Genomic DNA, 25,414 nt, shown 5'->3' on the forward strand with positions numbered 1-25,414 from the left:
GTGCATGGCGGATGACCTGGAGCTGCGCTTCGAGCGCACCGTGCAGGCCGACGCGCGCATCGAGCCGCGCGACTGGATGCCCGACGGCTACCGCAAGACCCTGATCAGGCAGATCGCCCAGCACGCCCACTCCGAGATCATCGGGATGCAGCCGGAGGGCAACTGGATCTCGCGCGCGCCCTCGCTGCGGCGCAAGGCGATCCTGCTGGCGAAGGTGCAGGACGAGGCCGGGCACGGCCTGTACCTGTACTCGGCGACCGAGACGCTCGGCGCCGACCGCGAGGACCTGACGCTCAAGCTCATCGAGGGGCGCCAGAAGTACTCCTCGATCTTCAACTACCCGACGCTGACGTTCGCCGACGTCGGCGTGATCGGCTGGCTCGTCGACGGCGCCGCGATCTGCAACCAGGTGCCGCTCTGCCGCACCTCCTACGGGCCGTACGCGCGCGCCATGATCCGCATCTGCAAGGAAGAGTCGTTCCACCAGCGTCAGGGCTACGAACTGCTCATGACGATGATGCGCGGCACCCAGCAGCAGCGCGACATGGTGCAGGACTCGGTGAACCGGTGGTGGTGGCCCGCGCTGATGATGTTCGGCCCGCCGGACTCGGAGTCCACGAACACCGAGCAGTCGATGGCGTGGCGGATCAAGCGCGACACCAACGACGAGTTGCGGCAGAAGTTCGTGAACATGAGCGTGCCGCAGGCCGAGGCGCTCGGCGTGACGTTCCCCGACCCGGAGCTCAGGTGGAACGAGGAGCGCGGGCAGTACGACTTCGGCCAGCCGGACTGGGACGAGTTCTGGCAGGTCGTCAAGGGCGGCGGTGTCTGCAACGCGCAGCGCATCGCCCACCGTCGCAAGGCCCACGAGGACGGCGCGTGGGTCCGTGAGGCCGCTGCCGCACACGCCCAGAAACAGGCACAGAAGCAGGCTGTGAAGGAAGGTGCCGCGTGAGCACGTCTTGGCCGCTGTGGGAAGTGTTCGTGCGGGGCAAGCGCGGCCTGAACCACGTGCACGTCGGTTCGCTGCACGCGCCGGACGCGGAGATGGCGCTGCGCAACGCCCGTGACGTCTACACGCGCCGCAACGAGGGCGTGTCGATCTGGGTCGTGCCCGCGGCCGCGATCACGGCGTCGTCGCCGGACGAGAAGGACCCGTTCTTCGCGCCGGCGGGCGACAAGGTCTACCGGCACCCGACGTTCTACTCGATTCCCGAGGACGTGCCGCACCTATGAGCTTCGACAACGCCTACGAGTCGCTGCTGGGCCACGAGGACTCGCACTGGGCTTTCGGGACGGGCTTCTCGGAGGCTCTCTCCGGCGTGAACCGCGAGTTCCCGGTGGGCGTCGATCGCGAGGACATCGTCGCGTACTGCCTGATGCTCGGCGACGACGCGTTGATCTTCTCGCAGCGGCTTTCCGAGTGGTGCTCGCGCGCCCCGGAGCTCGAAGAGGACATCGCGCTCGCCAACATCGCCCTCGACCTGCTGGGCCAGGCCCGCATGCTGCTGACCCGCGCCGGCGAGGTGCTCGGGAAGTCGGAAGACGACCTGGCCTACCTGCGCGACGAACGCGACTTCCGCAACGTGCACCTGGCCGAGATCGACTGCGGTCCCGGCCCCGGCGGCGACTTCGGCACGACCATCGCGCGCCTGCTGGTGTTCTCGTCGTGGCGGCTGGCCCTGTTCTCACGGCTGCGCGGCTCGGCGGACCCCGTGCTGGCCGCCGTGGCCGAGAAGGGCCTGAAGGAGTTGGCGTACCACCGCGACCACGCCGCCCAGTGGACGGTCCGGCTCGGCGACGGCACCGACGAGTCGCACCGCCGCATGCAGGCCGGCCTGGAGCGCGTGTGGCCGTTCGTGGACGAGCTCTTCGCCACCCACGCCGTCGAAGCGCGCCTGACCGGCGTGGCGGTCGATCCCGCCTCGCTGAAGTCCGAAGTGGACGGTGTGCTCGAGGCCGTGCTCGCGGCCGGCGGTCTTTCGCGTCCTGCCGACACCCGTGCCGCGCGCGTCGCGGGCATGGCGGGCCGCGACGGCGTTCACACCGAGGCCATGGGCTTCCTGCTCGCCGAGATGCAGCACCTGCACCGTTCGCTGCCGGGGGCGGTCTGGTGACGACGGCACTGGAGGTCGCGTCGGCCGTGCGGGACCCGGAGCTTCCGGTCCTCACGCTGGCGGACCTCGGCGTGCTCCGTGACGTGTCCGAAGAGGACGGTCGCGTCGTCGTGACCATCACCCCGACCTACTCGGGCTGCCCCGCGATCGACGAGATGGGCGCCGACCTGCGCCGTTCGTTGAAGTCCGCCGGGTACTCGGAGGTCGAGGTGCGCCTGTCGCTCTCGCCGGCCTGGACGACGGACTGGATCAGCGCCGAGGGCCGTTCGAAACTGGCTGCCGCCGGCATCGCGCCTCCCGCGCGGATCGGCCCTTCGGTCGCCGGCCCGGTCCCGCTGAACCTGGTGCCGCCGTCGCGTCAGGTCGCCTGCCCGCAGTGCGGTTCGCCCAACACCTCGGAGATTTCTCGGTTCGGCTCGACCGCGTGCAAGGCCCTGCGCCGCTGCAACGCCTGCGCCGAACCGTTCGAGCACGTCAAGGAGATCTGAGTGGCTCGCCGCGCTGCCTTCCACAAGCTGACGGTCGCCCGCGTCGACCGCCTCTGCGACGACGCCGTGGCCGTCACCTTCGACGTGCCGGCCGACCTCGCGGAGGACTTCGCCTTCGCCGCCGGCCAGTACCTGACCCTGCGCCAGGGCGACGAACGCCGCTCGTACTCGATCTGCGCACCCGCCGGCGCCGCACCGCGAATCGGCGTGCGCCGCGTGGACGGCGGCCAGTTCTCGACGTGGCTCGCAGACCGCGTGTCTCCCGGTGACGTGATCGAGGTCCTGCCACCTCTGGGCAAGTTCAGCCCGACCGGCGCCGGCACCCACCACGGCTTCGTGGTGGCGGGCTCCGGCATCACCCCGGCCCTGTCGATCGCCGCGACAGTCCTCGCAACCGGCGCCCGCGTGACGCTGCTCTACGGCAACCGCCGAACCGACACGGTGATGTTCGCCGACGAACTGGCCGACCTGAAGGACCGCTACCCGGCCACGTTCCAGCTGATCCACGTCCTGTCCCGCGAACCGCGCGACGTGGAGCTCTTCTCCGGCCGCCTGAACGCCTCGAAGCTGACGGCGCTGTTCGACACCGTCGTCCCGTTCGACGGCATCGATGAGTGGTGGCTCTGCGGTCCCTACGAGATGGTCCAGGACGCCACCGCCGTGCTGCGCGACCGCGGCGTTCCTGCCGAGCGCGTCCACCACGAACTCTTCTACGTCGACGAGCCCCCGCCCCCGCCGCGCCGGACCGAGGCGGTGGTGGAGTCCGCCGCCACCGTGACGGTGATCCTGGACGGCAAGTCGACCACCCTGCCGCTGCCCGCCGACGAACCGATCCTGGACGCCGCCCAACGCGTCCGCGCCGACCTGCCGTTCGCGTGCAAGGGCGGGGTGTGCGGCACGTGCCGGGCGATGGTCACCGACGGCAGCGTCGAGATGCGCCGCAACTACGCGCTCGACGAGTCCGAGGTGGCGGCCGGGTTCGTGCTGACCTGCCAGGCGTTGCCGACGAGTGAGTGCGTGACGGTCGACTTCGACGCCTGAGTTTCCCGACGAACCCACGGCGAACGTGGCACGATCACTGCCCATGGGGGTAGTCGTCCGCTCAGCGCTCTGGGGCCTAGGTACCGGCTCACTGCTCATGGGCGCCCTCGTGACCCTCATCGAGCTCACGAGCAAGAGCGACTCCCCGTCCTCCGGCGTGATCACCGTCCTCGCGATCCTCATCTTCGCGGTGACCTTCGGCGGCATCCCCGGTGTCGTGATCGGCACCGGCGTCGGCTTCATCCGCCGTTCGATCCAGCGCCCGAGGCTTCACCCCAGGCCGATGCACCCGCCCCTCCCGCAGCAGCCTTACGACATGTGGTCCGAGCTGGTGGAGCGCTGCGCCGAGTCGACGAGGCGAGTCGCGGCGGCCGTCCAGACCGTGCCCAGGTCGGCCGCCAAGGACTGGCTGCAGAGGATCAGCGAGCAGCTCACCGAGGAGCTCGACGACGTGCGGGGAATCGCGCAGCTCGGCAGGGCGCTGGGTGCGGTCGACCAGCAGCACCCTGTCTACCAGCGGCTCCTCAAGGCCGCGCACGACTTCCGGCAGTTCGAGAACGAGGTCGGCAGGGTCGCGCTGCAGATGTTCGACCACCCCGAGCTGGACGAGGCGCGCACCCACCTCGAGGTGCTCGAGAAGCAGCTGCCTCAGCTGTCGACCTGAAGCGCCGACTGCCACCAGCCCAGCACCTCGTCCGCGGCCTCTGGCGCGGCCACCAGCAGTCCGTCGAGCGGCAGCCGGGCATCCTCACCACGTCTGTCCAGCACGACCGCGCCGGACTCCACGGCCAGTGACACGGCTCCAGCGACGTCCCACTCGTGGTAGCCGTGCAGGACCGCGGCGGCGACGTGTCCCAAAGCCACCTGCGCCACGGCCAGGCACTTCGAGCCGAGCACACGCACGCCGGTGCCGGCGATCGCAGCCGTCGAGATGAACTCACCCATTCCCTGCCACGGTCCGGTGCGGGTCATCTCCGTGCACACCACCAGCGAGTCGCCCTGGCGTTCGGTCAGGCGGACCGGTGTGCCGTTCGCGCGCATGCCCCGGCCGCGGGCGGCGGCGTAGATCTGGGAGCGGTACGGGTCCGCCACCACGCCGACCACCGGGCCCCAGCGGTCCACCAGCGCGAGGCTGTAGGCGCACCAGGGCATGCCCGCGGTGTAGTTCGCGGTGCCGTCGACCGGGTCCACCACCCAGCGGAACTCGGAGTCGTCCGGCACGTCCACGTCGGAGTTCTCGCAGAAGACGGGGATCGACGGGAACTCCGCGGTCAGGACGCGGCGGGTGTGGCGTTCGAGGGTGCGGTCGGTGTCGGTCACCCAGTCGAACGGCGACTCGTCGGTGTCGGGACGCACGCCGCGACCGGCGGTGGCCATGATGACGTCCGAGGCGTCGTTCGCGAGGCGACCGGCCACTTCCAGCGCGATGGACACCAGTCCGGGGTCGGCCGGGTGCGCGGGACGGGACGACAAGACGGTCATGCTGGCCTAGTTTCACCGCGTCGGGTGACCGGGAACCGACGCGAAGATGACTAATCGACGATCACCTGGCCACGACGTGAGGTGTTCTGACCGCGTCAAATCACGTGTCACGCGGACTTCACACTGGCACTCCAGTGTGTCCTTCGTGCGCGTAGCGATCGTGACCGAGAGCTTCCTGCCCCAGGTGAACGGGGTCACCAACTCCGTGCTTCGCGTTCTGGAGCACCTGCGCCGCAACGGACACCAGGCGATGGTCGTCGCCCCCGGTGCCGGCGCGGAGGACCACCACGGCACGCCCGTCGTCAGAGTTTCCGCGGTCGACGTGCCCATGGTGACCAGCCTGCCCATCGGTGTCCCGAGCCCGAGAGTGCTGCACGAGCTGGCGGACTTCCAGCCGGACGTCGTGCACCTCGCGTCGCCGTTCGTGCTGGGCGCGTACGGCCTCAGAGCCGCGCGCAAGATCGACGTCCCGACCGTCGCCGTCTACCAGACCGACGTGGCCGGGTTCGCGGGCAACTACGGACTCGGGCTCACCAAGCGGGCGGCGTGGCGGTGGACGAAGCGCCTGCACACGCTGGCCGACCGCACGCTGGCGCCGTCCAGCTCGGCGGTCGAGGCGCTGGAACGGCACGGGGTGCCGCGCGTGCACCGGTGGGGCCGCGGCGTCGACGTCGACCTCTTCCACCCGCGAACGAAGCACAACGACGAGCTCACCGTGGGCTACGTCGGACGCCTGGCGCCCGAGAAGCAGGTGCACCGGCTCAAGGAGATCCACGACCTGCCCGGCGTGAAGCTGCGGATCGTCGGCGACGGGCCCGACCGCGAGCAGCTCGAACACGACCTGCCGGACGCCGAGTTCCTCGGCTTCCGGACCGGCCAGGCGCTCGCCGAGGCCTACGCCTCGCTCGACGTCTTCATCCACACCGGACCGCACGAGACGTTCTGCCAGGCCGTCCAGGAGGCCCTCGCGACAGGGCTGCCGGTGCTCGCGCCGAACGCCGGTGGCCCGCGCGACCTCGTCGCACACGGCCGGACCGGGTACCTCTTCGACGACGACATCGCGCAGTACGTGGACCTGCTGCGCGACCCGCTGCGGCGCAAGCGGTTCGGGCTCGCCGCTCGCAAGTCGGTGCTCACCCGCACCTGGCCGGCGATCTGCGACGAGCTGATGGGTCATTACGCCGCGGTGATCGGACTGACTCACCAGGCGGCGGCTTGAGGATCATCCAGCTGGCCAACTTCTACGGACCGAAGTCCGGCGGGCTTCGCACGGCGCTGCACCACCTCGGCACCGGCTACGTGCAGGCGGGCCACGAGGTGGTGCTCGTCGTGCCGGGCGACCACCGCGCGGACGAGGTGCTGCCCGGCGGGGTCCGGCGCATCACGCTGCCCGCGGTGAAGATCCCGTACACCGGTGGTTACCGCGTCGTGGACCCGTGGCGCGTCAAGTCACTCCTGGCACACCTGAAGCCGGACCGGCTGGAGGTCTCGGACCGGCTGACGTTGCGCGGCATGGGCAGCTGGGCGGGCGAGCGCGGCATCCCGAACGTGGTGATCTCCCACGAACGCCTCGACCGGCTGCTGCGGTTCGTGCTGCCGGAGCCTCCCGCCGTCACCGCCGCCGACTGGGCCAACCGCCGCATGGCCGCCTCCTACGACACGGTGGTGTGCACGACGGCTTTCGCACGCGAGGAGTTCGACCGCATCGGTGCCCTCAACGTCACCCAGGTGCCGCTCGGTGTCGACCTCGCCACGTTCACCCCGCACCGCCACTCTGCCGACCTGCGGCGGGATCTCCTGCAGGGCAAGGAGAACCTGCTCATCCACTGTGGACGGTTGTCGCCGGAGAAGCACGTGGAACGCTCCGTCGACACCCTGGCCGAACTTCACGAGCAGGGCCACTCGGCACGCCTGGTGATCGCCGGTGACGGCCCGCGCCGCGCCTTCCTGGAGAAGCGCGCGAACGGCCTGCCGGTGACGTTTTTGGGCTTCGTGAAGTCCCGTTTGGACGTCGCCGCGCTGCTGGCGTCGGCCGACCTCTCCCTCGCTCCCGGTCCGCACGAGACCTTCGGACTGGCCGCCCTCGAGGCCCTCGCCAGCGGCACCCCGGTCGTCGTCAGCCAGAGCAGCGCGCTGAAAGAAATCGTCCAGCCGTCCTGCGGCGCCGCCGTCGACGACCACGCCAAGGCCTTCGCGAGCGCCGCTCAACGCCTACTGGAAAGCGGCTCACGGGAGGCCGCGCGGGCACGTGCGGAGGAATACCCGTGGCACGCCGCCGTGGACGGCATGCTGACAGCTCTGAAGGTGCCCTGAAGATGATCTCAGCGGGTCTGACCTAGTCTGAAGAACATGTCGCGAGCCGGCTTGGACAAGAACCCCCGCGAGGTCGCCGAGATGTTCGACGGCGTGGCCAAGGGCTACGACCGCACGAACTCGGTCATGACGCTGGGCTTCGACCGCCGCTGGAGGGAGTGGAGCAGGCGCGTGCTCGACGCCCGCCCCGGCGAGAAGGTCCTCGACCTCGCCGCCGGCACCGCGGTGTCCACCGTCGCGTACGCCGAGTCCGGCGCCTGGTGCGTCGCCGCCGACTTCTCCGTGGGCATGCTCGCCTCCGGTGCCCACCGCCGCGTGCCGAAGGTGGCCGCCGACGCCCTGCGCCTGCCGTTCAGGGACAACTCCTTCGACGCCGTCACGGTGTCCTTCGGCATCCGCAACTTCAACGACACGGTCCTCGCCCTGAAGGAGATGGCCCGCGTCACGAAGCCGGGCGGCCGCATGGTGATCTGCGAGGTCTCCACCCCGGTGTGGAAGCCGTTCCGCTTCGTTTACATGCGCTACCTGCTCAAGCTCCTGCCGTTCATCGCGAAGTTCGTCTCGAGCAACCCGGTCGCCTACTCCTACCTGGCCGAGTCCATGGCCACCTGGCCCGACCAGCGCGCGCTCGGCGAGCTCATCGCCAAGGCCGGCTGGGAGGACGTCGCCTGGTTCAACCTGACGGGCGGCATGGTGGCTCTGCACCGCGCGACCAAGCCGAAGCCGAAGGCCGCGGAAGAGGCCTGATCAGCCCACCGGGCCCCGATCTGAGGAAGCGCCTGGCAGCTCTGGTCTCAGCGACCGCCGGTTAGAGTCGCGAGTGAGCTGTGACCGGTACACGTAGGGAGTCTGGATGAGCAGGCGTGGGATCAACGAGGACGCCGACGTCATCGTGGTGGGGGCGGGACCGGCGGGCTCGACCGCGGCGACCTACCTGGCCAGGGCCGGCCTCGACGTCCTCCTCCTCGAGAAGAGCTCCTTCCCCAGGGAGAAGGTCTGCGGCGACGGTCTGACCCCGCGCGGCGTCAAGCAGCTGATCGACCTGGGCATCGACACCCGCGAGGAGAACGGCTGGCTCCACAACAAGGGGCTGCGGGTCGTCGGCGGTGGCGTCACGCTGGAGCTCGACTGGCCCGAGCTGGCCACGTTCCCCAACTACGGCGTCGTCCGCCCGCGCATGGACTTCGACGAGATGCTCGCGAACGCGGCCAAGCAAGCCGGCGCGCGCATGCACGAGAACACCACGGTCACCAAGGCCATCATCGAGAACGGCCGGGTCGTCGGCGTCGAAGCCAAGCAGGGACCGGAGAAGAACCCGGTCACCTACCGCGCTCCGATCACGGTCGCCTGCGACGGCGTCTCAGCGAGGCTCGCACTGTCCGTCGGCCTGCAGAAGGACGACGACAAGCCGATGGGTGTCGCGGTCCGCCGTTACTACGCGAGCCCGCGCACCAAGGACGACTACCTCGAGTCGCACCTCGAGCTGTGGGCGCCCGACGGTCAGCTTCTGCCCGGTTACGGCTGGATCTTCGGCATGGGCGACGGCAGCGTGAACGTCGGCCTCGGCATCCTCAGCACGTCGAAGGCCTACGGCACCACGGACTACCGGACCCTGCTGCGCAGCTGGCTCGACGGCACGCCGGAGGAGTGGGGCTTCCGCGAGGAGAACGCGACGAGCCGCATCGGTGGCGCCGCGCTGCCCATGGGCCTCAACCGCAAGCCGCACTACCGGGCGGGCCTCGTGCTCGTCGGCGACGCCGGCGGCATGGTCAACCCGTTCAACGGCGAGGGCATCGGCTACGCCATGGAGTCCGCCAGGATCGCGTCCGAAAGTGTCGTCCAGGCCCTCGCGCGGACGGGCGTCAACCGTGAACGCGCGCTGCACGGCTACCCGGTTCGCATCGAACAGGCGCTCGGCAGTTACTACCGGCTCGGGAACGTCTTCTCGAAGCTCATCGGGAACCCGGCGGTCATGCGGACCGCAACGAAGTACGGAATGCCGCGAAAGCGCCTGATGAAACTCGTGCTCAAGCTACTTGCGGGCCTCTACGACCCCAAGGACGGCGACGCAATGGACCGCCTGATCGTGGCCGCCACGAAGCTCGCGCCAACGGCGTGAATTACTCCGAATAGGTGACGGCACCGGCTCAATACGAGCCGGTGCCGTTTCGCATGTCAACACCAGGTTAAACGGCCTGGTCAGACCCTGTGACCTAGGTCATTTACAGGCGTTCTACACTGGCGATCGACCTTGTGAATCACTTCACAACAGTGTGCACAAGCTTGTGAACTGTTTCACAAGCGTTTGTTAGGTTCGCCTAACAAACGGGTCGCAGAACATCACCCTTAGGGTGCGGTCGACCGCGAGGAAAGGACGACGGAGCGTGCTTGACCCTTACCTCCCCCTCGTATTGATGTTCGCGCTAGCCGGGGCGTTCGCGCTGTTCTCGGTGACCGCAGCGCCCTACATCGGACCCCGCCGCTACAACAAGGCGAAGCTCGACGCGTACGAGTGCGGCATCGAGCCGAGCCCGCAGCCGGTCGTCGGTGGCGGGCGCATGCCGGTCGCCTACTACCTGACGGCGATGCTCTTCATCTTGTTCGACATCGAAATGGTGTTCCTCTACCCGTTCGCCGTCGCTGCCGACAAGCTCGGCCTGTTCGGGCTGGTGGAGATCGTCCTGTTCGTCGCAACGGTCGGCTTCGCGTACATCTACGTGTGGCGCCGCGGCGGCCTCGACTGGAACTGAGGAAGTCATGGGTCTCGAGGAGAAGCTCCCGAACGGCATCCTGCTGGTCAGCGTCGAGAAGCTGGTCAACTGGACCCGCAAGTCCTCGCTGTGGCCTGCCACCTTCGGCCTGGCCTGCTGCGCCATCGAGATGATGACGACGGGTGGTCCGCGTTACGACCTCGCCCGCTTCGGCATGGAGGTCTTCCGCGCGTCACCGCGCCAGGCGGACCTGATGATCGTCGCGGGTCGTGTCACCAACAAGATGGCGCCGGTGCTGCGGCAGATCTACGACCAGATGCCCGAACCGCGCTGGGTGCTGGCGATGGGCGTGTGCGCCAGCAGTGGCGGCATGTTCAACAACTACGCGGTGGTGCAGGGCGTCGACCACGTCGTGCCCGTCGACATGTACCTGCCGGGCTGCCCGCCGCGGCCGGAGATGCTGATGGACGCGATCCTCAAGATCCACGCCAAGATCATGGACGAGCCGCTGAACGCCGTGCGCGCCAAGGCACTCGCCGACTCGGGCTACCGCACCGATCTCATCCCGTCCTCCGAGCGTTTTGCGAGGAAGAAGTGACCGAGCCAGGGGGAGAGCACTCCAGCGCCGACCGCGCTGTCGAGGGCCTCGAAGCCACCAACGGAGCAGCCGAGAAGGCGCCGATCTTCGCGGGCAAGGAGCGCAAGGGCCTCTTCGGCGTCTCCGGCTCCGGTGACACGTCGGGCTTCGGTGGCCTGCGCCTGCCGGCCCACGTGGCCGCGCCCGCCGAGCGCCCGTTCGGCGGCTGGTTCGACGAGGTCGCCGACGAGCTGTTCGCCGCGATCAGCGACAAGGGCCTGCCCGCCGACACGATGCAGCAGGTGACGGTCGACCGCGGTGAGATCACCTTCTACCTCAAGACGGAGACGTTGCTGGAGGTCGCGCGCATCTGCCGCGACACCCCGTCGCTGCGCTTCGAGCTCTGCAGCTCGGTGTCCGGTGTCGACTACGGCGCCGAGGTGCCGCAGCGCCTGCACTCGGTCACGCACCTGACGTCGATGACCTACCGCCGCCGCATCCGGCTCGAGGTCGCGGTCGACGTCGAGAACCCGCACGTGCCGAGCCTCGTCGAGGTCTACCCGACGGCGGACTGGCAGGAGCGCGAGACCTGGGACATGTTCGGGATCATCTACGACGGTCACCCCGGACTGACCCGCATCCTCATGCCGGACGACTGGGACGGTCACCCGCAGCGCAAGGACTACCCGCTGGGCGGCATCCCCGTCGAGTACAAGGGCGCGGAGATTCCTCCGCCGGACCAGAGGCGGTCGTACTCATGACCGAGCGACTTTCCGACGTGACCACCGGAACCGACACCAGTTCGGCCGGCCGGGACAGCGCTCCCGAGGAGGTCGCGGAGTCCCGCAGGACCACCGAGGGCACCGTCTACACGGTGACCGGCGGCGACTGGGACGAGGTGCTCGCGGACGCGGTGCACGACGAGCGCATCGTCATGAACCTCGGCCCGCAGCACCCGTCGACGCACGGTGTGCTCCGCCTGGTCCTGGAGCTCGAGGGCGAGACCGTCACGCACGCCCGCAGCGTCATCGGCTACCTGCACACGGGCATCGAGAAGAACCTCGAGTACCGGAACTGGGTCCAGGGCGTCACGTTCATCACGCGCACGGACTACCTGGCGCCGCTGCACCACGAGGCCGCGTACTGCATGGCCGTCGAGAAGCTGCTCGGCATCACGGTTCCGGACAAGGCGCAGGCGATCCGCGTACTGCTGATGGAGCTCAACCGGATCAGCTCGCACCTCGTCGCACTCGCCACCGGCGGCATGGAGCTCGGTGCCCTCACCGGCATGACCTCCGGCTTCCGGGAGCGCGAGGAAGTGCTGCACCTGCTGGAGCACCTCACCGGTCTGCGCATGAACCACGCGTTCATCCGGCCCGGTGGTCTCGCGCAGGACCTGCCGGACGACTCGATCGAGAAGATCAACGCGTTCGTCAAGATCATGGAAAAGCGGCTGCCGGACTACGACAAGCTGCTCACCGGTCAGCCGATCTGGCGCAACCGCCTCGCGGGCGTGGGCTACCTGCCCGTCGACGCGTGCCTCGCCCTCGGCATCACCGGCCCGATCCTGCGCTCCGCGGGTCTCGCCTGGGACCTGCGCAAGATCGAGCCGTACTGCGGCTACGAGAACTACAACTTCGACGTGCCGACCTCGAACGCGGCGGACTGCTTCGCGCGGTACCTGCTGCGCCTCGAGGAGATGCACCAGTCGCTGAAGATCATCAAGCAGGTCGTGAAGAGCCTGCCGACGGGTCCGGTGATGGTCGAGGACGCCAAGATCGCGTGGCCCGCGCAGCTCACGATCGGCAGCGACGGCATGGGCAACTCGCTCGAGCACGTCCGCAAGATCATGGGCCAGTCCATGGAGTCCCTGATCCACCACTTCAAGCTGGTGACCGAGGGCTTCAAGGTGCCGTCCGGCCAGGTGTACGTGCCGGTCGAGTCACCGCGCGGCGAGCTGGGCTACCACGTCGTCTCCGACGGTGGCACCCGCCCGATGCGCGTGCACCTGCGCGAACCCAGTTTCGTGAACCTCCAGTCGATGCCCGCGATGTGCGAGGGCGGCATGGTCGCCGACGTGATCGCCGCCGTCGCCTCGATCGACCCGGTGATGGGTGGTTGCGACCGATGACGCATGCCAAGGAAGAGACCGTGTTCGACCAGTCCACCGTGGACCGCGCGCAGGCGATCATCGCCCGCTACCCGCAGGCCCGCAGTGCGCTGCTGCCGATGCTGCACCTGGTGCAGTCGGTCGAGGGCTACGTCTCGCAGGAGGGCATCCGGTTCTGCGCCGGGCAGCTCGACCTGTCCGAGGCCGAGGTCAGCGCGGTCGCGACGTTCTACACGATGTACAAGCGCCGCCCGTGCGGTGAGCACCTGGTCAGCGTGTGCACGAACACGCTGTGCGCGGCGCTCGGCGGCGACGACATCTACTCGGCCCTCAAGAGCCACCTCGGTGTCGGCCACGAGGAGACCGCGGGCGAGCCGGGCACGCCGGGCTCGATCACCCTGGAGCACGCCGAGTGCCTCGCCGCGTGCGACCTCGGCCCGGTTCTCCAGGTGAACTACGAGTTCTACGACAACCAGACGCCGGACAAGGCGCTGCAGCTCGTGAAGGCACTGCAGAACGGGGAGCGCCCGGCCCCGACCCGCGGTGCCCCGCTCACCGACTTCAAGCAGGCCGAGCTCCAGCTCGCCGGGTTCTTCGAGGGGCGCGACGCCGACCTCGACGGCCCGTCGGCGGCGCCGGAGACGTTGCGCGGCGCGCAGATCGCCGAGGACCGCGGCTGGGACGCACCGAAGATGCCGTCCAACGCCGAGTTCCCGCCGATCCCGGAAAAGAAGTAGGGAACCAATGGCAAACCCGCTGACTCCCGTACTCACCAAGCGCTGGACCGAGCCCAGGTCCTGGACCATCGAGACCTACGAGCGGACCGGTGGCTACACCGCCCTGCCCAAGGCGCTGAAGGCCCACCCGGACCAGCTCATCCAGCAGTGCAAGGACTCCGGGCTGCGCGGCCGCGGCGGCGCGGGCTTCCCCACCGGCATGAAGTGGGGCTTCATCCCGCAGGGCGACGGCAAGCCGCACTACCTCGTCATCAACGCCGACGAGGGCGAGCCGGGCACCTGCAAGGACATCCCGCTGATGATGGCGGACCCGCACTCGCTGATCGAGGGCGTGATCATCACGTCGTACGCGATCCGCGCGAACTTCGCGGCGATCTACGTCCGCGGCGAGGTCCTGCACTGCATCCGCCGCCTCAACGCGGCGGTGCGCGAGGCGTACGCCAAGGGCTACCTGGGCAAGGACATCCTCGGCAGCGGGTTCGACCTCGACGTGGTGATCCACGCCGGCGCCGGCGCGTACATCTGCGGCGAGGAGACCGCGTTGCTCGACTCGCTGGAGGGCCGTCGCGGCCAGCCGCGGCTCAAGCCTCCGTTCCCCGCGACCTCGGGCCTCTACGCGTCGCCCACCGTCGTGAACAACGTCGAGACGATCGCGTCGGTTCCCTTCATCGTCAACGGTGGCGCGGACTGGTTCCGCGAGATGGGCCGCGACCGCTCACCCGGTCCGAAGATCTTCTCGTTGTCCGGCCACGTCACGAACCCCGGCCAGTACGAGGCGCCGATGGGCACCACGCTGCGCGAGCTGCTGGACCTGGCCGGTGGCATGAAGGACGGCATCCCGCTGAAGTTCTGGACGCCGGGTGGCTCGTCCACCCCGCTGTTCACGGCGGAGCACCTCGACGTGCCGCTGGACTTCGAGGGCTGCGCCGAGGCCGGCTCGATGCTGGGCACCACGGCGCTGCAGATCTTCAACGAGACCGTGTCCGTGCCGTGGGCCGTCATGAAGTGGACGGAGTTCTACAAGCACGAGTCGTGCGGCAAGTGCACGCCGTGCCGCGAGGGCACGTACTGGCTCGTGCAGATCCTGCAGCGGATGGTGCGGGGCGAGGGCACGGCGAGCGACATCGACACGTTGCTCGACGTCTGCGACAACATCCTCGGCCGCTCGTTCTGCGCACTCGGTGACGGTGCCGTCAGCCCGATCACCAGTGGCATCAAGTACTTCAAGGACGAGTTCCTGGCTCTGTGCGACCAGAACTCCAAGGTGCTGGCTGGAGCGAACGCATGACCATCGCCCCTGACAAGTCCACCGCAGAGGTTGCGGTCCCCGAGGGTCACGTCAAGCTGATCATCGACGGCGTCGAGGTCATCGCGCCCAAGGGTGAGCTGCTGATCCGCACGGCCGAGCGCCTCGGCACGGTCATCCCGCGCTTCTGCGACCACCCGCTGCTGGAGCCCGCCGGCGCCTGCCGCCAGTGCCTCGTCGAGGTCGAGATGGGCGGCCGGCCGATGCCGAAGCCGCAGGCCTCCTGCACGATGACGGTCGCGGACGGCATGGTCGTGAAGACCCAGCTGACCTCGCCGGTCGCGGACAAGGCCCAGCAGGGTGTGATGGAGCTGCTGCTCATCAACCACCCGCTGGACTGCCCGATCTGCGACAAGGGCGGTGAGTGCCCGCTGCAGAACCAGGCGATCGCGCACGGCCGCGCGGACTCCCGGTTCCACGAGCACAAGCGGACGTTCCCGAAGCCGATCAACATCTCCACCCAGGTGTTGCTCGACCGCGAGCGCTGCGTCCTGTGCCAGCGCTGCACCCGGTTCTCCGCGCAGATCGCCGGCGACCCGTTCATCGAGCTGCTGGAGCGCGGTGCGCAGCAGCAGATCGGTGTGGCGGCGGAGAAGCCGTTCCAGTCGTACTTCTCCGGCAACACCATCCAGATCTGCCCGGTCGGCGCGCTGACGTCGGCCGCGTACCGGTTCCGCGCCCGGCCGTTCGACCTCGTGTCGACGCCGAGCGTCTGCGAGCACTGCTCCTCCGGTTGCGCCGAGCGCACCGACTGGCGGCGCGGCAAGGTGCAGCGCAAGCTCGCCGGCGACGACCCGCAGGTCAACGAGGAGTGGATCTGCGACAAGGGCCGGTTCGCGTTCCGCTACGCCACGGCCGACGACCGCATCACGCGGCCGCTCGTGCGTGACGAGGAGACCGGTGAGCTGCGAGAGTCCTCCTGGACCGAGGCGCTGCAGGTCGCGGCGGCGGGTCTGGCGGCGGCACGGGACGCGAACGGCGTCGGCGTGCTGACCGGTGGCCGGCTGACCGTCGAGGACGCCTACGCGTACTCGAAGTTCGCCCGGATCGCGTTGCGCACCAACGACATCGACTTCCGCGCCCGGCCGCACAGTGCCGAGGAGCTGGAGTTCCTGTCCGGCACCACGGTCTTCACCAACCCGGACAACGGCGTCACCTTCCAGGGCATCGAGTCCGCACCGGCCGCGCTGCTGGTCGCGTTCGAGCCCGAGGAAGAGGCGCCGATCGTCTTCCTGCGCCTGCGCAAGGCCGCTCGCAAGGGCACCACGAAGGTCTTCCACCTCGGCCAGTTCACGACCCCGGCCGTGGAGAAGACGTTCGGCACGCTGCTCGCCTGCGTGCCCGGTGCCGAGGCCGGCGCGCTGAACGCGTTGCCGGAGCACGCTTCCGACGTCGTCGAGCTGCTGTCCAAGCCCGGCGCGGTGATCCTCGTCGGCGAGCGAGCCGCCGAGATCCCCGGCGCGTTCACCGCGGTCGCGCGGCTGGCGGAGCGCACCGGCGCCCAGGTCGCGTGGATTCCCCGCAGGGCCGGTGAGCGCGGCGCGCTCGCGGTCGGCGCGGTGCCGAACCTGCTGCCCGGTGGCCGCCACGTCACGAACACGGCGGCGCGCACCGAGGTCGAGCGGACCTGGGGTGTCGAGGAGGGAACGCTCCCCGCGACGCCGGGACGTGACACCAACGGGATTCTCGAGGCGGTCGCGAACGGCGAGCTGTCCGGCCTGGTGGTCGGCGGTGTCGACCCGTTCGACCTGCCCGACCCCGCGCTGGCCGAGAAGGCGTTGGCCGAGGCCGGGTTCATCGTCAGCCTCGAACTGCGGCCGAGCGCCGTGACCGCGAAGGCGAACGTCGTGCTCCCGATCGCCCCGGCGGTCGAGAAGTCCGGCAGCTACCTCAACTGGGAGGGCCGTCGCCGCGAGTTCGGCACGACCCTCGAGGGCACCGGCGCGCTGCCGGACTGCCGCGTGCTCGACACGCTCGCGGTGGAGATGGACGCGGATCTGTTCACGCAGACGCCCGCCGCCGCGGCCGCCGACCTGGCCCGCCTGGGCGAGGGCACTCCGAGCGGTTCCTCGCTCAACGTCGCCCCGCCGCTCACCGGTCCCGCCGGCGCCGGCAAGGCCGTGCTCGCCACGTGGCACCGGCTGCTCGGCAACGGCTCGCTGCAGGTGGACGAGCCGCACCTGGCAGGCACCGCCCGCCCGGTCGTCGCGAAGGTCGCCGAGGCCACCGCGCAGCAGTTCGGCCTGACCTCCGGCGGCTACGTGACGGTCTCCACCGACCGCGGCGCGATCACGCTCCCGGTCGAGACCGACGACCTGCCCGAGGGCGTCATCTGGCTGCCCACCAACTCGGGTGACGTGACCGTCCGTGCCACGCTCGGCGCGGGCCACGGCTCGATCGTCTCCGTCAGCGGAGGGAAGTCATGACGAAGTACTTCGCGGCGGAGATCGGCGACACCGCCAAGGTCCTCGCGGACGACCCGATCTGGCTGGTCCTGATCAAGGTCGTCGGCATCTTCGCCTTCCTCGTGGTCATGACCCTGTTCATGATCAACTGGGAGCGCAAGGTCGTCGCGCGCATGCAGCACCGGCCCGGCCCCAACCGGGTCGGCCCGAACGGCTGGCTGCAGTCGCTCGCGGACGGTCTGAAGCTCGCGTTCAAGGAGGACATCCGCCCGGTCCTCGCGGACAAGTGGGTGTTCTTCCTCGCGCCGGTGATCTCCTGCATCCCCGCGTTCCTCGCGTTCTCGGTGATCCCGCTCGCGGGCGAGGTCAACATGTTCGGCGAGCAGACCGCGCTGCAGCTCGTCGACCTCCCGGTCGGCGTGCTGGTGGTGCTGGCCTGCTCCTCGCTCGGCGTCTACGGCATCGTGCTGTCCGGCTGGGCCTCCGGCTCGCCGTACCCGCTGCTCGGCGCGCTGCGCTCAGCGGCGCAGGTGATCTCCTACGAGATCGCGATGGGCCTGTCGATCGTCGCGGTGATCATGTTCACCGGCTCGATGTCGACCGGTGACATCGTGGGAGCCCAGGCGCACACCGTGCTCGGGTTCGCCCCCGCCTGGTTCGGCCTCCTGCTGTTCCCGAGCTTCGCGATCTACGTGGTGTCCATGGTCGGCGAGACCAACCGCGCGCCGTTCGACCTCCCCGAGGCCGAGTCGGAGCTGGTCGGTGGCTTCCACACCGAGTACAGCTCGCTGAAGTTCGCGCTGTTCTTCCTCGCCGAGTACGTCAACATGGTCACCGTCTCGGCGCTCGCGACCACGCTGTTCCTCGGCGGCTACCACGCCCCGTGGAGCGGTGAGTTCATGAACACCGGCTGGTGGGGCCTGCTCTGGTTCATCATCAAGACGCTGGCGTTCCTGTTCCTCTTCATCTGGCTGCGCGGCACGCTGCCCCGCCTGCGCTACGACCAGTTCATGAAGCTGGGCTGGAAGGTGCTGGTCCCGACCAGCCTCGTCTGGATCATGGCCGTCGCGGTCATCCGCACCGGCGCCATCCAGCAGCTCTCCACGGCACAGCGGCTCATCGCGCTCGGCGTGGTCGTCGGCCTCGTGCTGCTGGTCTCGTTCCTGCTGCCGGACAAGAAGGTCCAGGACACCAAGGGCGTGCCGCTCGCGGGTTCCGGCTTCCCCGTGCCGCCGCTCGACCTCGCCGTCCCCAAGTCAGCGCCCAAGCGCAAGGTCAAGGTCGCCAACCTCCCCAAGGAGACGGCAGCCGTCACCACCGGTAAGGAGGCTGAGTAGGGATGTTCGAGTCCCTGAAAGGCTTCGGCGTCACCTTCGGCACCATGTTCAAGAAGGTGGTGACGGAGGAGTACCCCGAGGTCAAGAAGGTGACCGCGCCGCGGTTCCACGGCCGTCACCAGCTGAACAGGCACCCGGACGGGCTGGAGAAGTGCGTCGGCTGCGAGCTGTGCGCGTGGGCCTGCCCGGCGGACGCGATCTTCGTCGAGGGTGGCGACAACACCGAAGAGGCGCGTTACTCGCCCGGTGAGCGCTACGGCATGGACTACCAGATCAACTACCTGCGGTGCATCGGCTGCGGCCTGTGCATCGAGGCGTGCCCGACCCGTTCGCTCACGATGACGAACGAGTACGAGCTCGCCGACGACAACCGGCAGGACCTGATCTTCACGAAGGAGGACCTGCTCGCCCCGCTGCTGCCCGGCATGGAGCAGCCGCCGCACCCGATGCGGCTCGGCAACAACGAGCAGGACTACTACGTGAACGGCCCGCAGCTCGCGAAGGAGGCCGGGCAGTGAGCCAACTTGCAGTTGGTTGGGCACAGTTCCTGGCCCAGCAGCCGGAACCGGTGCAGCGCGTGGTCGACACCGTGACCACCGGCGAGGCCATCGCGTTCTGGGTGCTCGGCCCGCTCGCGCTGGCCGGTGCGCTCGGCATGCTCTTCGCGCGCAACGCGGTGCACTCCGCGCTGTGGCTCGTGGTGACGATGCTCAGCCTCGGTGTGCTGTACATGATCCAGCAGGCGCCGTTCCTCGGCTTCGTGCAGATCATCGTTTACACCGGCGCGATCATGATGCTGTTCCTGTTCGTGCTCATGATGGTCGGCCGCGACAGTTCGGACTCCGTGGTCGAGGTCATCCGCGGCCAGCGGCTCGCGGCCGCGTTGCTCGGCATCGGCTTCGCCGTCCTGATGGTCGGTTCCGTCGCCCGCGCGCTCACCTCGGTGGACTCGAAGGGCCTGGCGGAGGCGAACACCACCAACGGTGGCAACGTCGGCAACATCGGCACGAAGCTCTTCACGGACTACCTGTTCCCGTTCGAGCTCACCTCGGCGCTGCTGATCGTCGCCGCCCTCGGCGCGATGATCCTGGCCTTCGTGGGCAGGGACGGGAAGCCGGCCAAGAAGACGCAGAAGGAACTCGTCGAGGAGCGCTTCCAGTCCGGCAAGCGGGTCGGGTCCATCCCCGGTCCCGGCGTCTTCGCCACCGCGAACTCGGTGGCCACCCCCGCACTGCTGCCCGACGGCAGCGTCTCGGAGGAGTCGCTGTTCGAGGTCATCGAGGCGACCGACAAGGACACGCTCTCGGACGACGTCGCCGAGGTCGCGGGCACCGGGCACCAGCCGGATCCGCACGCGCTCAAGGGAAGTGAGTCGTGACTCCCACGTACTACCTGCTGCTGTCGGCACTGCTGTTCAGCATCGGCGCCGTCGGCGTCCTGGTGCGCCGCAACGCCATCGTGGTGTTCATGTGCGTGGAGCTCATGCTCAACGCGGTCAACCTGACCCTCGTGACGTTCGCGCGGATCAACGGCTCGCTCGACGGTCAGGTGATGGCGTTCTTCGTGATGGTCGTCGCCGCGGCGGAGGTCGTCGTCGGCCTCGCGATCATCATGTCCATCTTCCGGACGCGTCGCTCGGCCTCGGTCGACGACTCGAGCCTGCTGAAGTACTGAGGGGTCACCGGTGACGGAACCAGTTGCCGCCAGCGGGATCGCTTCTCTCGCCTGGCTTTTGTTGGCGCTGCCCGCGTTCGGCGCGGCGGTGCTGCTGGTCGGTGGCAAGCGCACCGACAAGTGGGGTCACCTGCTCGGCTGCGCCACCGTCCTCGGCGCGTTCGGCTACGGACTCGCGCTGTTCTTCTCGACGCTCGGCCTGTCGCCGGAAGAGCGGGTGCAGAACGTGCACCTGTTCAACTGGCTCGACGTCAACGCGCTGACCGTCGAGTTCGGACTGCGGCTCGACCCGCTGTCGCTCACGTTCGTGCTGCTGATCACCGGTGTCGGCTCGCTGATCCACATCTACTCGATCGGCTACATGGCGCACGAGGAAGGCAGGCGGAAGTTCTTCGCCTACCTGAACCTCTTCGTGTCGGCGATGCTCCTGCTGGTGCTGGGCAACGGTTTCGTGACCCTGTACTTCGGCTGGGAGGGCGTCGGTCTCGCCTCGTACCTGCTGATCGGCTGGTACCAGTACAAGCCGGATGCGGCGTCGGCGGCCAAGAAGGCCTTCCTGATGAACCGCGTCGGTGACCTCGGTCTGGCCATCGCGATCTTCATGATGTTCAACCGCCTCGGGACCACGCAGTACACCGAGGTCTTCAGCCGGGTGAGCGAGTTCTCGTCCGCCGAGGTTCTCGCGATCACGCTGCTGCTGCTCCTGGGTGCCTGCGGCAAGTCCGGCCAGTTCCCGCTGCAGGCCTGGTTGCCGGACGCCATGGCCGGTCCGACCCCGGTGTCCGCCCTGATCCACGCGGCAACGATGGTCACCGCGGGTGTGTACCTGATCGCCCGCGCCAACCCGCTGTACAACCTCAGCGCGGACGGCCGCCTGGTCGTGATGATCATCGGTGGTGTCACGCTGCTGATCGGTTGCATCATCGGTTGCGCCTACGACGACTTCAAGAAAGTCCTGGCGTACTCGACCGTTTCGCAGATCGGTTACATGATCCTCGCGGTGGGCCTCGGCCCGATCGGTTACGCGCTCGGCATCATGCACCTGCTGACGCACGGTTTCTTCAAGGCGGGACTCTTCCTCGGTGCCGGCTCGGTCATGCACGGCATGAACGACGAGGGCAACATCCGCAGGATGGGCGGTCTGGCCAAGTTCCTGCCGATCACCTTCGTCACCTGGACGCTCGGCTACCTCGCGCTGATCGGCATCCCGCCGTTCGCCGGCTACTTCTCGAAGGACGCCATCATCGCGGCGGCGTTCGGCGCGGAGGGCTGGCGCGGGTACGTCTTCGGCGGCGTCGCACTGCTCGGTGCCGCGCTGACCGCGTTCTACATGACGCGCCTGCTGATCCTCGTCTTCCTGGGCAAGCCCCGCTGGAAGGAACTGAAGTCCGAGGACGGCCGGGACTACCACCCGCACGAGTCGCCGCTGTCGATGACCGTTCCGATGATCATCCTGGCGGTCGGTTCGGTGGCGGGCGGCTGGTTCCTCTCCTCCGGCGGGCGTCTGGCGGGATGGCTGGAGCCCTCGCTGGGCAAGCTCGAGGAGTCGCACGGCGTTCTCTCGCACGGCATGGTCGGGATCCTCACCGTCGCGCTCTCGCTCGTCGGTGCCGGTCTCGCGTTCCTGCTCTTCGGCCGCGGCACGCAGCCGGTCGAGCGGCCGGCACGGGTGTCGTTCCCGGTGCGCGCGGCTCGTGCGGACCTCTACGGCAACGCACTGAACGAGGCCCTCTTCGCGCGGCCGGGCACCTGGCTCACCCGCGCGCTGGTGTTCCTCGACCTGAAGGGCGTCGACGGTCTGGTCAACGGCACCGCGGCGCTGCTCGGAGGTAGCTCCGGCCGGTTGCGCAGGCTGCAGACCGGGTTCGTCCGCTCCTACGCACTGTCCATGCTGCTGGGCTCGATCTTCGTGCTCGGGGCGCTCCTGGTGGTGAGGTTCTCGTGAGCTGGGTTCTGATCGCACTGCTGGTGGTGCCGCTGGTCGGCGCGCTGGTGGTGGCGTTCCTGCGGAAGGACGACAAGAAGGCCAAGCTCGTCGCACTGGCGTTCTCGCTCGTCGAGCTGGTACTCGCTGTTCTGCTGTGGACCGCCTACGACCCAGGCGGCTCGAGGTTGCAGCTCGAGACCAAGGTCGACTGGATCCCCGCGTTCGGTGTGCAGCTGGCGTTCGGCATCGACGGCATCGCGCTGGTGATGATCGCGGTGATCGCACTGCTGATCCCGCTGGTGATCGGTGCCGGCTGGACGGAGAAGCTGCCCGCCGGCCGCTCCCAGGGCGGGTACCTCGCACTGATCCTGGTGCAGGAGTCCGTGACGGTCGCGGTGTTCGCCGCCACCGACGTCTTCCTGTTCTACGTGCTGTTCGAGGTCATGCTGATCCCGATGTACTTCCTGATCGGCGGCTACGGCGGCGCGCGCAGGCAGTACGCGGCGGTCAAGTTCTTCCTGTACTCGTTCCTCGGCGGCCTGATCATGCTGGCCTCCGCGATCGGCGCCTACGCGATGGCGTCGGACGAGCTGGGCAAGGGCACGTTCGACTGGGCGACCCTGGTGACCGTGGTCCGCGACGCCGACCCGACGACGCAGACCTGGCTGTTCCTCGGCTTCTTCCTGGCGTTCGCGATCAAGGCGCCGCTGGTGCCGTTCCACACCTGGCTGCCGGACGCGGCCGCAGAGGCGCCGATCGGCGTCACGGTGATCGTCGTCGGCATCCTGGACAAGGTCGGCACGTTCGGCATGCTGCGTTACCTGCTGCCGATGTTCCCGGAGGCGTCGAAGAACCTGGCGCCGTACATCCTGGTGCTCGCGGTGGCCGGTGTCCTTTATGGATCGCTGCTCGCCACGGGCCAGCGGGACATGAAGCGGTTCCTCGCGTACGTCTCGATCGCGCACTTCGGCTTCATCGCGCTCGGCATCTTCGCGTTCACGTCGCAGGCCGGCGTGGGCTCGGTGTCGTACATGCTCAACCACTCGATCTCGACCGGCATGCTGATCCTGGTCATCGGCATGGTGATCGCCCGCGGTGGTTCGTCGCAGATCTCCGACTACGGCGGCATGTCGAAGGTGGCGCCGCTGCTCGCCGGCATGCTGCTGATCTCCGGTCTGACCACGCTGTCGCTTCCGGGCACGAACTCGTTCGTCTCCGAGTTCCTCGTGCTGATCGGCTCGTTCCCGACGCAGCCGGTCGCGACGATCCTCGCGACGGTCGGCATGGTGCTCGCGGCGCTCTACGTGCTGTGGCTCTACCAGCGGATGATGACCGGCCCGCTGCGCGGCGACGCCCTCGTGGCTGCTGCCGCTGGTCCGGGCGCCGTCGGCGACCCGGAGAAGAAGACGGCCATCGGCGACCTGACCAAGCGCGAGATCGCTGTTCTGGCCCCGCTCGTCGTCATCGTGCTGGCACTCGGCTTCTACCCGCAGCCGGTGCTCGACGTCATCACCCCGACTGTCGGGGCGACGCTGACCGAGGTCGGCGTGACCGACCCGGTCTCCGTGCAGGAAGGCAAGTGACGTGAACCTTCTCGTCGCTCAGGCGCAGCAGATCGAGGCGCCGGAGATCCATTACGGTGCCATCGCGCCGGTGCTCATCGTGCTCGGCGCGGCGTGCATCAGCGTGCTGCTGGAAGCGTTGCTCCCCAAGCACCAGCGGTGGGCGGTGCAGCTCGTGCTGTCGCTCCTGACGCTGGTCGGGGCCACCGGCGCGTTGATCCTCTACGCGGTCTCGGAGCGTCCTGAGCAGGGCGTGGCGACGCTGGCGGGCACGGTCGCGGTCGACTCGCCGTCGCTCTTCCTGTGGGCCACGTTGCTGGTGCTGGCGTTCGGCTCGGTGTTGCTGATCGCCGACCGCTCGGTGGAGCCCGGCGGCGCGTTCGTGGCCCAGGCCGCGATCCGTCCCGGCACCATCCAGGACCGCGCTCAGGCGACGAAGACCGGCATGCAGACCGAGGTCTTCCCGCTCACGCTGTTCGCGCTCGGCGGCATGATGACGTTCGTTGCGTCGAACGACCTGCTGACCATGTTCATCGCGCTGGAAGTCATGTCGCTGCCGCTGTACCTGTTGTGCGGCCTGGCTCGCCGCCGCCGCCTGCTCTCGCAGGAAGCGGCCGTGAAGTACTTCCTGCTCGGTGCGTTCGCCTCCGCGTTCTTCCTGTACGGCGTGGCTCTGCTGTACGGCTACGCCGGCTCGGTGAAGCTCTCGTCCATCGCCGCGGCGGCGGCCGGTACGGACCGTTCCGACACGCTGCTGTTCGCGGGCTTCGGCCTGCTGGTGGTGGGCCTGCTGTTCAAGGCGGCGGTCGGCCCGTTCCACGCCTGGACCCCGGACGTGTACCAGGGCGCGCCGACGCCGGTGACGGCGTTCATGGCCGCGTGCACCAAGGTCGCCGCGTTCGGCGGCATCCTGCGCGTGATCACGGTGGCGTTCGAGAACACGCAGTGGGAGTGGCGCGGCGTGCTCTACGGCGTCGCCGTCGTGTCGATGGTGATCGGCGCGGTGCTGGGCCTCACGCAGACCGACGTGAAGCGCATGATCGCGTACTCGTCGGTGGCGCACGCGGGCTTCCTGCTGATCGGTTCGATCGCGCTGGTGCCGGACGGCGAGGGCGTGAGCGCGACCATGTTCTACCTGCTGGCGTACGGCTTCACCACGATCGCCGCGTTCGGCATCGTGTCGCTGGTCCGCAACTCGGACGGCGAGGCGACGCACCTGTCGCAGTGGGCGGGTCTCGCGAAGCGGTCGCCGATCGTGGCTGGCGTCTTCACGTTCCTGCTGCTGGCGCTGGCCGGCATTCCGCTGACGTCCGGCTTCATCGGCAAGTTCGTCGTGTTCAGCGCGGCGATCGAGGCCGGCCTGACCCCGCTCGTCGTGATCGCCCTGGTGGCCTCGGCCGTCGCGGCGTTCTTCTACCTGCGGGTGATCGTGCTGATGTACTTCAGCGACCCGGCGCCGGATGGTCCGACCGTCAGCGTGCCCGGTGCGTTCACCACGATCGCGATCACGCTGGGCGCCGTCGTGACCCTGGTGCTGGGTTTGTGGCCCACGTTCGTGCTCGATTGGGCGGGTACCGGCACCTTCCTCAGCTAGGTGTACGTAGTCTGCTGGTGTGACCAGTAGCGA

General features: G+C 68.7%; 25 protein-coding genes. 24 read left to right on the plus strand and 1 reads right to left on the minus strand.

Annotated features, from left to right (window positions below; genetic code table 11):
- The first annotated feature begins 4 nt into the window (after positions 1–4).
- From paaA to C8D87_RS12120, 6 genes are read left to right on the plus strand one after another with little or no spacing between them, the layout of a single operon-like run.
- Positions 5–955: a 1,2-phenylacetyl-CoA epoxidase subunit PaaA gene (gene paaA, locus C8D87_RS12095; protein ID WP_109628949.1), complete on the plus strand. Its 951-nt coding sequence runs from the start codon at positions 5–7 to the stop codon at positions 953–955.
- Complete coding sequence (gene paaB / locus C8D87_RS12100; RefSeq protein ID WP_045309706.1) at positions 952–1,236, plus strand: 1,2-phenylacetyl-CoA epoxidase subunit PaaB; 285 nt, start codon at positions 952–954, stop codon at positions 1,234–1,236. The genes paaA and paaB overlap by 4 nt, the downstream gene beginning before the upstream one ends.
- A complete protein-coding gene (gene paaC / locus C8D87_RS12105) occupies positions 1,233–2,117 on the plus strand; it encodes a 1,2-phenylacetyl-CoA epoxidase subunit PaaC (protein WP_112226702.1) in 885 nt (294 codons plus the stop codon). Before paaB ends, paaC begins: the two co-directional genes overlap by 4 nt.
- A complete protein-coding gene (gene paaD / locus C8D87_RS12110; RefSeq protein WP_109628943.1) occupies positions 2,114–2,605 on the plus strand; it encodes a 1,2-phenylacetyl-CoA epoxidase subunit PaaD in 492 nt (163 codons plus the stop codon). Before paaC ends, paaD begins: the two co-directional genes overlap by 4 nt.
- Entirely contained in the window at positions 2,606–3,646 is a 1,041-nt protein-coding gene (paaE, locus tag C8D87_RS12115) for a 1,2-phenylacetyl-CoA epoxidase subunit PaaE (RefSeq protein WP_112226703.1), read from the plus strand.
- Positions 3,647–3,689: 43 nt separating this feature from the next.
- Entirely contained in the window at positions 3,690–4,310 is a 621-nt protein-coding gene (locus C8D87_RS12120) for a hypothetical protein (RefSeq protein WP_146771690.1), read from the plus strand.
- Here C8D87_RS12120 and C8D87_RS12125 read toward each other — a convergent pair.
- The gene (locus tag C8D87_RS12125; RefSeq protein WP_112226705.1) at positions 4,295–5,128 is read right to left on the minus strand and encodes an inositol monophosphatase family protein; all 834 of its coding nucleotides are present in this window, start codon (positions 5,126–5,128) and stop codon (positions 4,295–4,297) included. The two genes, C8D87_RS12120 and C8D87_RS12125, sit on opposite strands and share 16 nt — an antisense overlap.
- Before the next feature lie 145 nt (positions 5,129–5,273).
- Here C8D87_RS12125 and C8D87_RS12130 point away from each other — a divergent pair, with 145 nt between their 5' ends.
- The 18 genes from C8D87_RS12130 to nuoN all read left to right on the plus strand — a co-directional run bounded on the left by C8D87_RS12130 (position 5,274) and on the right by nuoN (position 25,381).
- The gene (locus C8D87_RS12130; RefSeq protein WP_211337096.1) at positions 5,274–6,347 is read left to right on the plus strand and encodes a glycosyltransferase family 4 protein; all 1,074 of its coding nucleotides are present in this window, start codon (positions 5,274–5,276) and stop codon (positions 6,345–6,347) included.
- Positions 6,344–7,441: a glycosyltransferase gene (locus tag C8D87_RS12135; RefSeq protein WP_112226707.1), complete on the plus strand. Its 1,098-nt coding sequence runs from the start codon at positions 6,344–6,346 to the stop codon at positions 7,439–7,441. Before C8D87_RS12130 ends, C8D87_RS12135 begins: the two co-directional genes overlap by 4 nt.
- 36 nt (positions 7,442–7,477) lie before the next feature.
- Positions 7,478–8,188: a demethylmenaquinone methyltransferase gene (locus C8D87_RS12140; protein ID WP_112226708.1), complete on the plus strand. Its 711-nt coding sequence runs from the start codon at positions 7,478–7,480 to the stop codon at positions 8,186–8,188.
- 106 nt (positions 8,189–8,294) lie between these two features.
- Positions 8,295–9,560, plus strand: a complete 1,266-nt coding sequence (locus tag C8D87_RS12145) for a geranylgeranyl reductase family protein (protein WP_112226709.1) — start codon at positions 8,295–8,297, stop codon at positions 9,558–9,560.
- A gap of 265 nt (positions 9,561–9,825) precedes the next feature.
- On the plus strand, positions 9,826–10,191 hold the full coding sequence (locus tag C8D87_RS12150; RefSeq protein WP_109628929.1) for an NADH-quinone oxidoreductase subunit A: 366 nt from the start codon (positions 9,826–9,828) through the stop codon (positions 10,189–10,191).
- Between the two features lie 7 nt (positions 10,192–10,198).
- Positions 10,199–10,750 carry a NuoB/complex I 20 kDa subunit family protein gene (locus tag C8D87_RS12155; RefSeq protein WP_065915907.1) on the plus strand — a complete coding sequence of 184 codons (552 nt, stop codon included), beginning with the start codon at positions 10,199–10,201 and terminating at the stop codon, positions 10,748–10,750.
- Complete coding sequence (locus C8D87_RS12160) at positions 10,747–11,490, plus strand: NADH-quinone oxidoreductase subunit C (RefSeq protein WP_112226710.1); 744 nt, start codon at positions 10,747–10,749, stop codon at positions 11,488–11,490. The genes C8D87_RS12155 and C8D87_RS12160 overlap by 4 nt, the downstream gene beginning before the upstream one ends.
- On the plus strand, positions 11,487–12,860 hold the full coding sequence (locus tag C8D87_RS12165) for an NADH-quinone oxidoreductase subunit D (RefSeq protein WP_112226711.1): 1,374 nt from the start codon (positions 11,487–11,489) through the stop codon (positions 12,858–12,860). The genes C8D87_RS12160 and C8D87_RS12165 overlap by 4 nt, the downstream gene beginning before the upstream one ends.
- Entirely contained in the window at positions 12,857–13,576 is a 720-nt protein-coding gene (nuoE, locus tag C8D87_RS12170) for an NADH-quinone oxidoreductase subunit NuoE (RefSeq protein WP_109628923.1), read from the plus strand. Before C8D87_RS12165 ends, nuoE begins: the two co-directional genes overlap by 4 nt.
- A gap of 7 nt (positions 13,577–13,583) precedes the next feature.
- Entirely contained in the window at positions 13,584–14,864 is a 1,281-nt protein-coding gene (gene nuoF, locus C8D87_RS12175; RefSeq protein ID WP_109628921.1) for an NADH-quinone oxidoreductase subunit NuoF, read from the plus strand.
- Positions 14,861–17,308 (plus strand): NADH-quinone oxidoreductase subunit G, encoded by a 2,448-nt coding sequence (locus tag C8D87_RS12180; protein WP_112226712.1) that lies wholly within the window; start codon positions 14,861–14,863, stop codon positions 17,306–17,308. The genes nuoF and C8D87_RS12180 overlap by 4 nt, the downstream gene beginning before the upstream one ends.
- Positions 17,305–18,624, plus strand: coding sequence for an NADH-quinone oxidoreductase subunit NuoH (gene nuoH, locus C8D87_RS12185; protein WP_407656802.1), 1,320 nt, complete (start codon positions 17,305–17,307; stop codon positions 18,622–18,624). Before C8D87_RS12180 ends, nuoH begins: the two co-directional genes overlap by 4 nt.
- 2 nt (positions 18,625–18,626) lie before the next feature.
- Positions 18,627–19,142 (plus strand): NADH-quinone oxidoreductase subunit NuoI, encoded by a 516-nt coding sequence (gene nuoI, locus C8D87_RS12190; protein ID WP_109628917.1) that lies wholly within the window; start codon positions 18,627–18,629, stop codon positions 19,140–19,142.
- A complete protein-coding gene (locus C8D87_RS12195; RefSeq protein ID WP_407656801.1) occupies positions 19,139–20,002 on the plus strand; it encodes an NADH-quinone oxidoreductase subunit J in 864 nt (287 codons plus the stop codon). The genes nuoI and C8D87_RS12195 overlap by 4 nt, the downstream gene beginning before the upstream one ends.
- A complete protein-coding gene (gene nuoK / locus C8D87_RS12200) occupies positions 19,999–20,298 on the plus strand; it encodes an NADH-quinone oxidoreductase subunit NuoK (RefSeq protein WP_112226713.1) in 300 nt (99 codons plus the stop codon). The genes C8D87_RS12195 and nuoK overlap by 4 nt, the downstream gene beginning before the upstream one ends.
- Positions 20,299–20,308: 10 nt before the next feature.
- Positions 20,309–22,243, plus strand: a complete 1,935-nt coding sequence (gene nuoL / locus C8D87_RS12205) for an NADH-quinone oxidoreductase subunit L (RefSeq protein WP_233439082.1) — start codon at positions 20,309–20,311, stop codon at positions 22,241–22,243.
- On the plus strand, positions 22,240–23,808 hold the full coding sequence (locus C8D87_RS12210) for an NADH-quinone oxidoreductase subunit M (protein WP_112226714.1): 1,569 nt from the start codon (positions 22,240–22,242) through the stop codon (positions 23,806–23,808). The genes nuoL and C8D87_RS12210 overlap by 4 nt, the downstream gene beginning before the upstream one ends.
- 1 nt (position 23,809) lies before the next feature.
- A complete protein-coding gene (gene nuoN / locus C8D87_RS12215; protein ID WP_109628911.1) occupies positions 23,810–25,381 on the plus strand; it encodes an NADH-quinone oxidoreductase subunit NuoN in 1,572 nt (523 codons plus the stop codon).
- Positions 25,382–25,414: the final 33 nt, after the last annotated feature.

The sequence above is a fragment of the Lentzea atacamensis genome (assembly GCF_003269295.1).
Classification (GTDB): domain Bacteria; phylum Actinomycetota; class Actinomycetes; order Mycobacteriales; family Pseudonocardiaceae; genus Lentzea; species Lentzea atacamensis.

Coding starts and splice junctions, on each gene's coding strand:
- paaA (WP_109628949.1), top strand. CDS start 5: ATGGCGGATGACCTGGAGCTGCGCTTCGAGCGCACCGTGCAGGCCGAC.
- paaC (WP_112226702.1), top strand. CDS start 1,233: ATGAGCTTCGACAACGCCTACGAGTCGCTGCTGGGCCACGAGGACTCG.
- C8D87_RS12120 (WP_146771690.1), top strand. CDS start 3,690: ATGGGGGTAGTCGTCCGCTCAGCGCTCTGGGGCCTAGGTACCGGCTCA.
- C8D87_RS12125 (WP_112226705.1), bottom strand. CDS start 5,128: ATGACCGTCTTGTCGTCCCGTCCCGCGCACCCGGCCGACCCCGGACTG.
- C8D87_RS12140 (WP_112226708.1), top strand. CDS start 7,478: ATGTCGCGAGCCGGCTTGGACAAGAACCCCCGCGAGGTCGCCGAGATG.
- C8D87_RS12145 (WP_112226709.1), top strand. CDS start 8,295: ATGAGCAGGCGTGGGATCAACGAGGACGCCGACGTCATCGTGGTGGGG.
- C8D87_RS12155 (WP_065915907.1), top strand. CDS start 10,199: ATGGGTCTCGAGGAGAAGCTCCCGAACGGCATCCTGCTGGTCAGCGTC.
- C8D87_RS12165 (WP_112226711.1), top strand. CDS start 11,487: ATGACCGAGCGACTTTCCGACGTGACCACCGGAACCGACACCAGTTCG.
- nuoE (WP_109628923.1), top strand. CDS start 12,857: ATGACGCATGCCAAGGAAGAGACCGTGTTCGACCAGTCCACCGTGGAC.
- nuoF (WP_109628921.1), top strand. CDS start 13,584: ATGGCAAACCCGCTGACTCCCGTACTCACCAAGCGCTGGACCGAGCCC.
- C8D87_RS12180 (WP_112226712.1), top strand. CDS start 14,861: ATGACCATCGCCCCTGACAAGTCCACCGCAGAGGTTGCGGTCCCCGAG.
- nuoH (WP_407656802.1), top strand. CDS start 17,305: ATGACGAAGTACTTCGCGGCGGAGATCGGCGACACCGCCAAGGTCCTC.
- nuoI (WP_109628917.1), top strand. CDS start 18,627: ATGTTCGAGTCCCTGAAAGGCTTCGGCGTCACCTTCGGCACCATGTTC.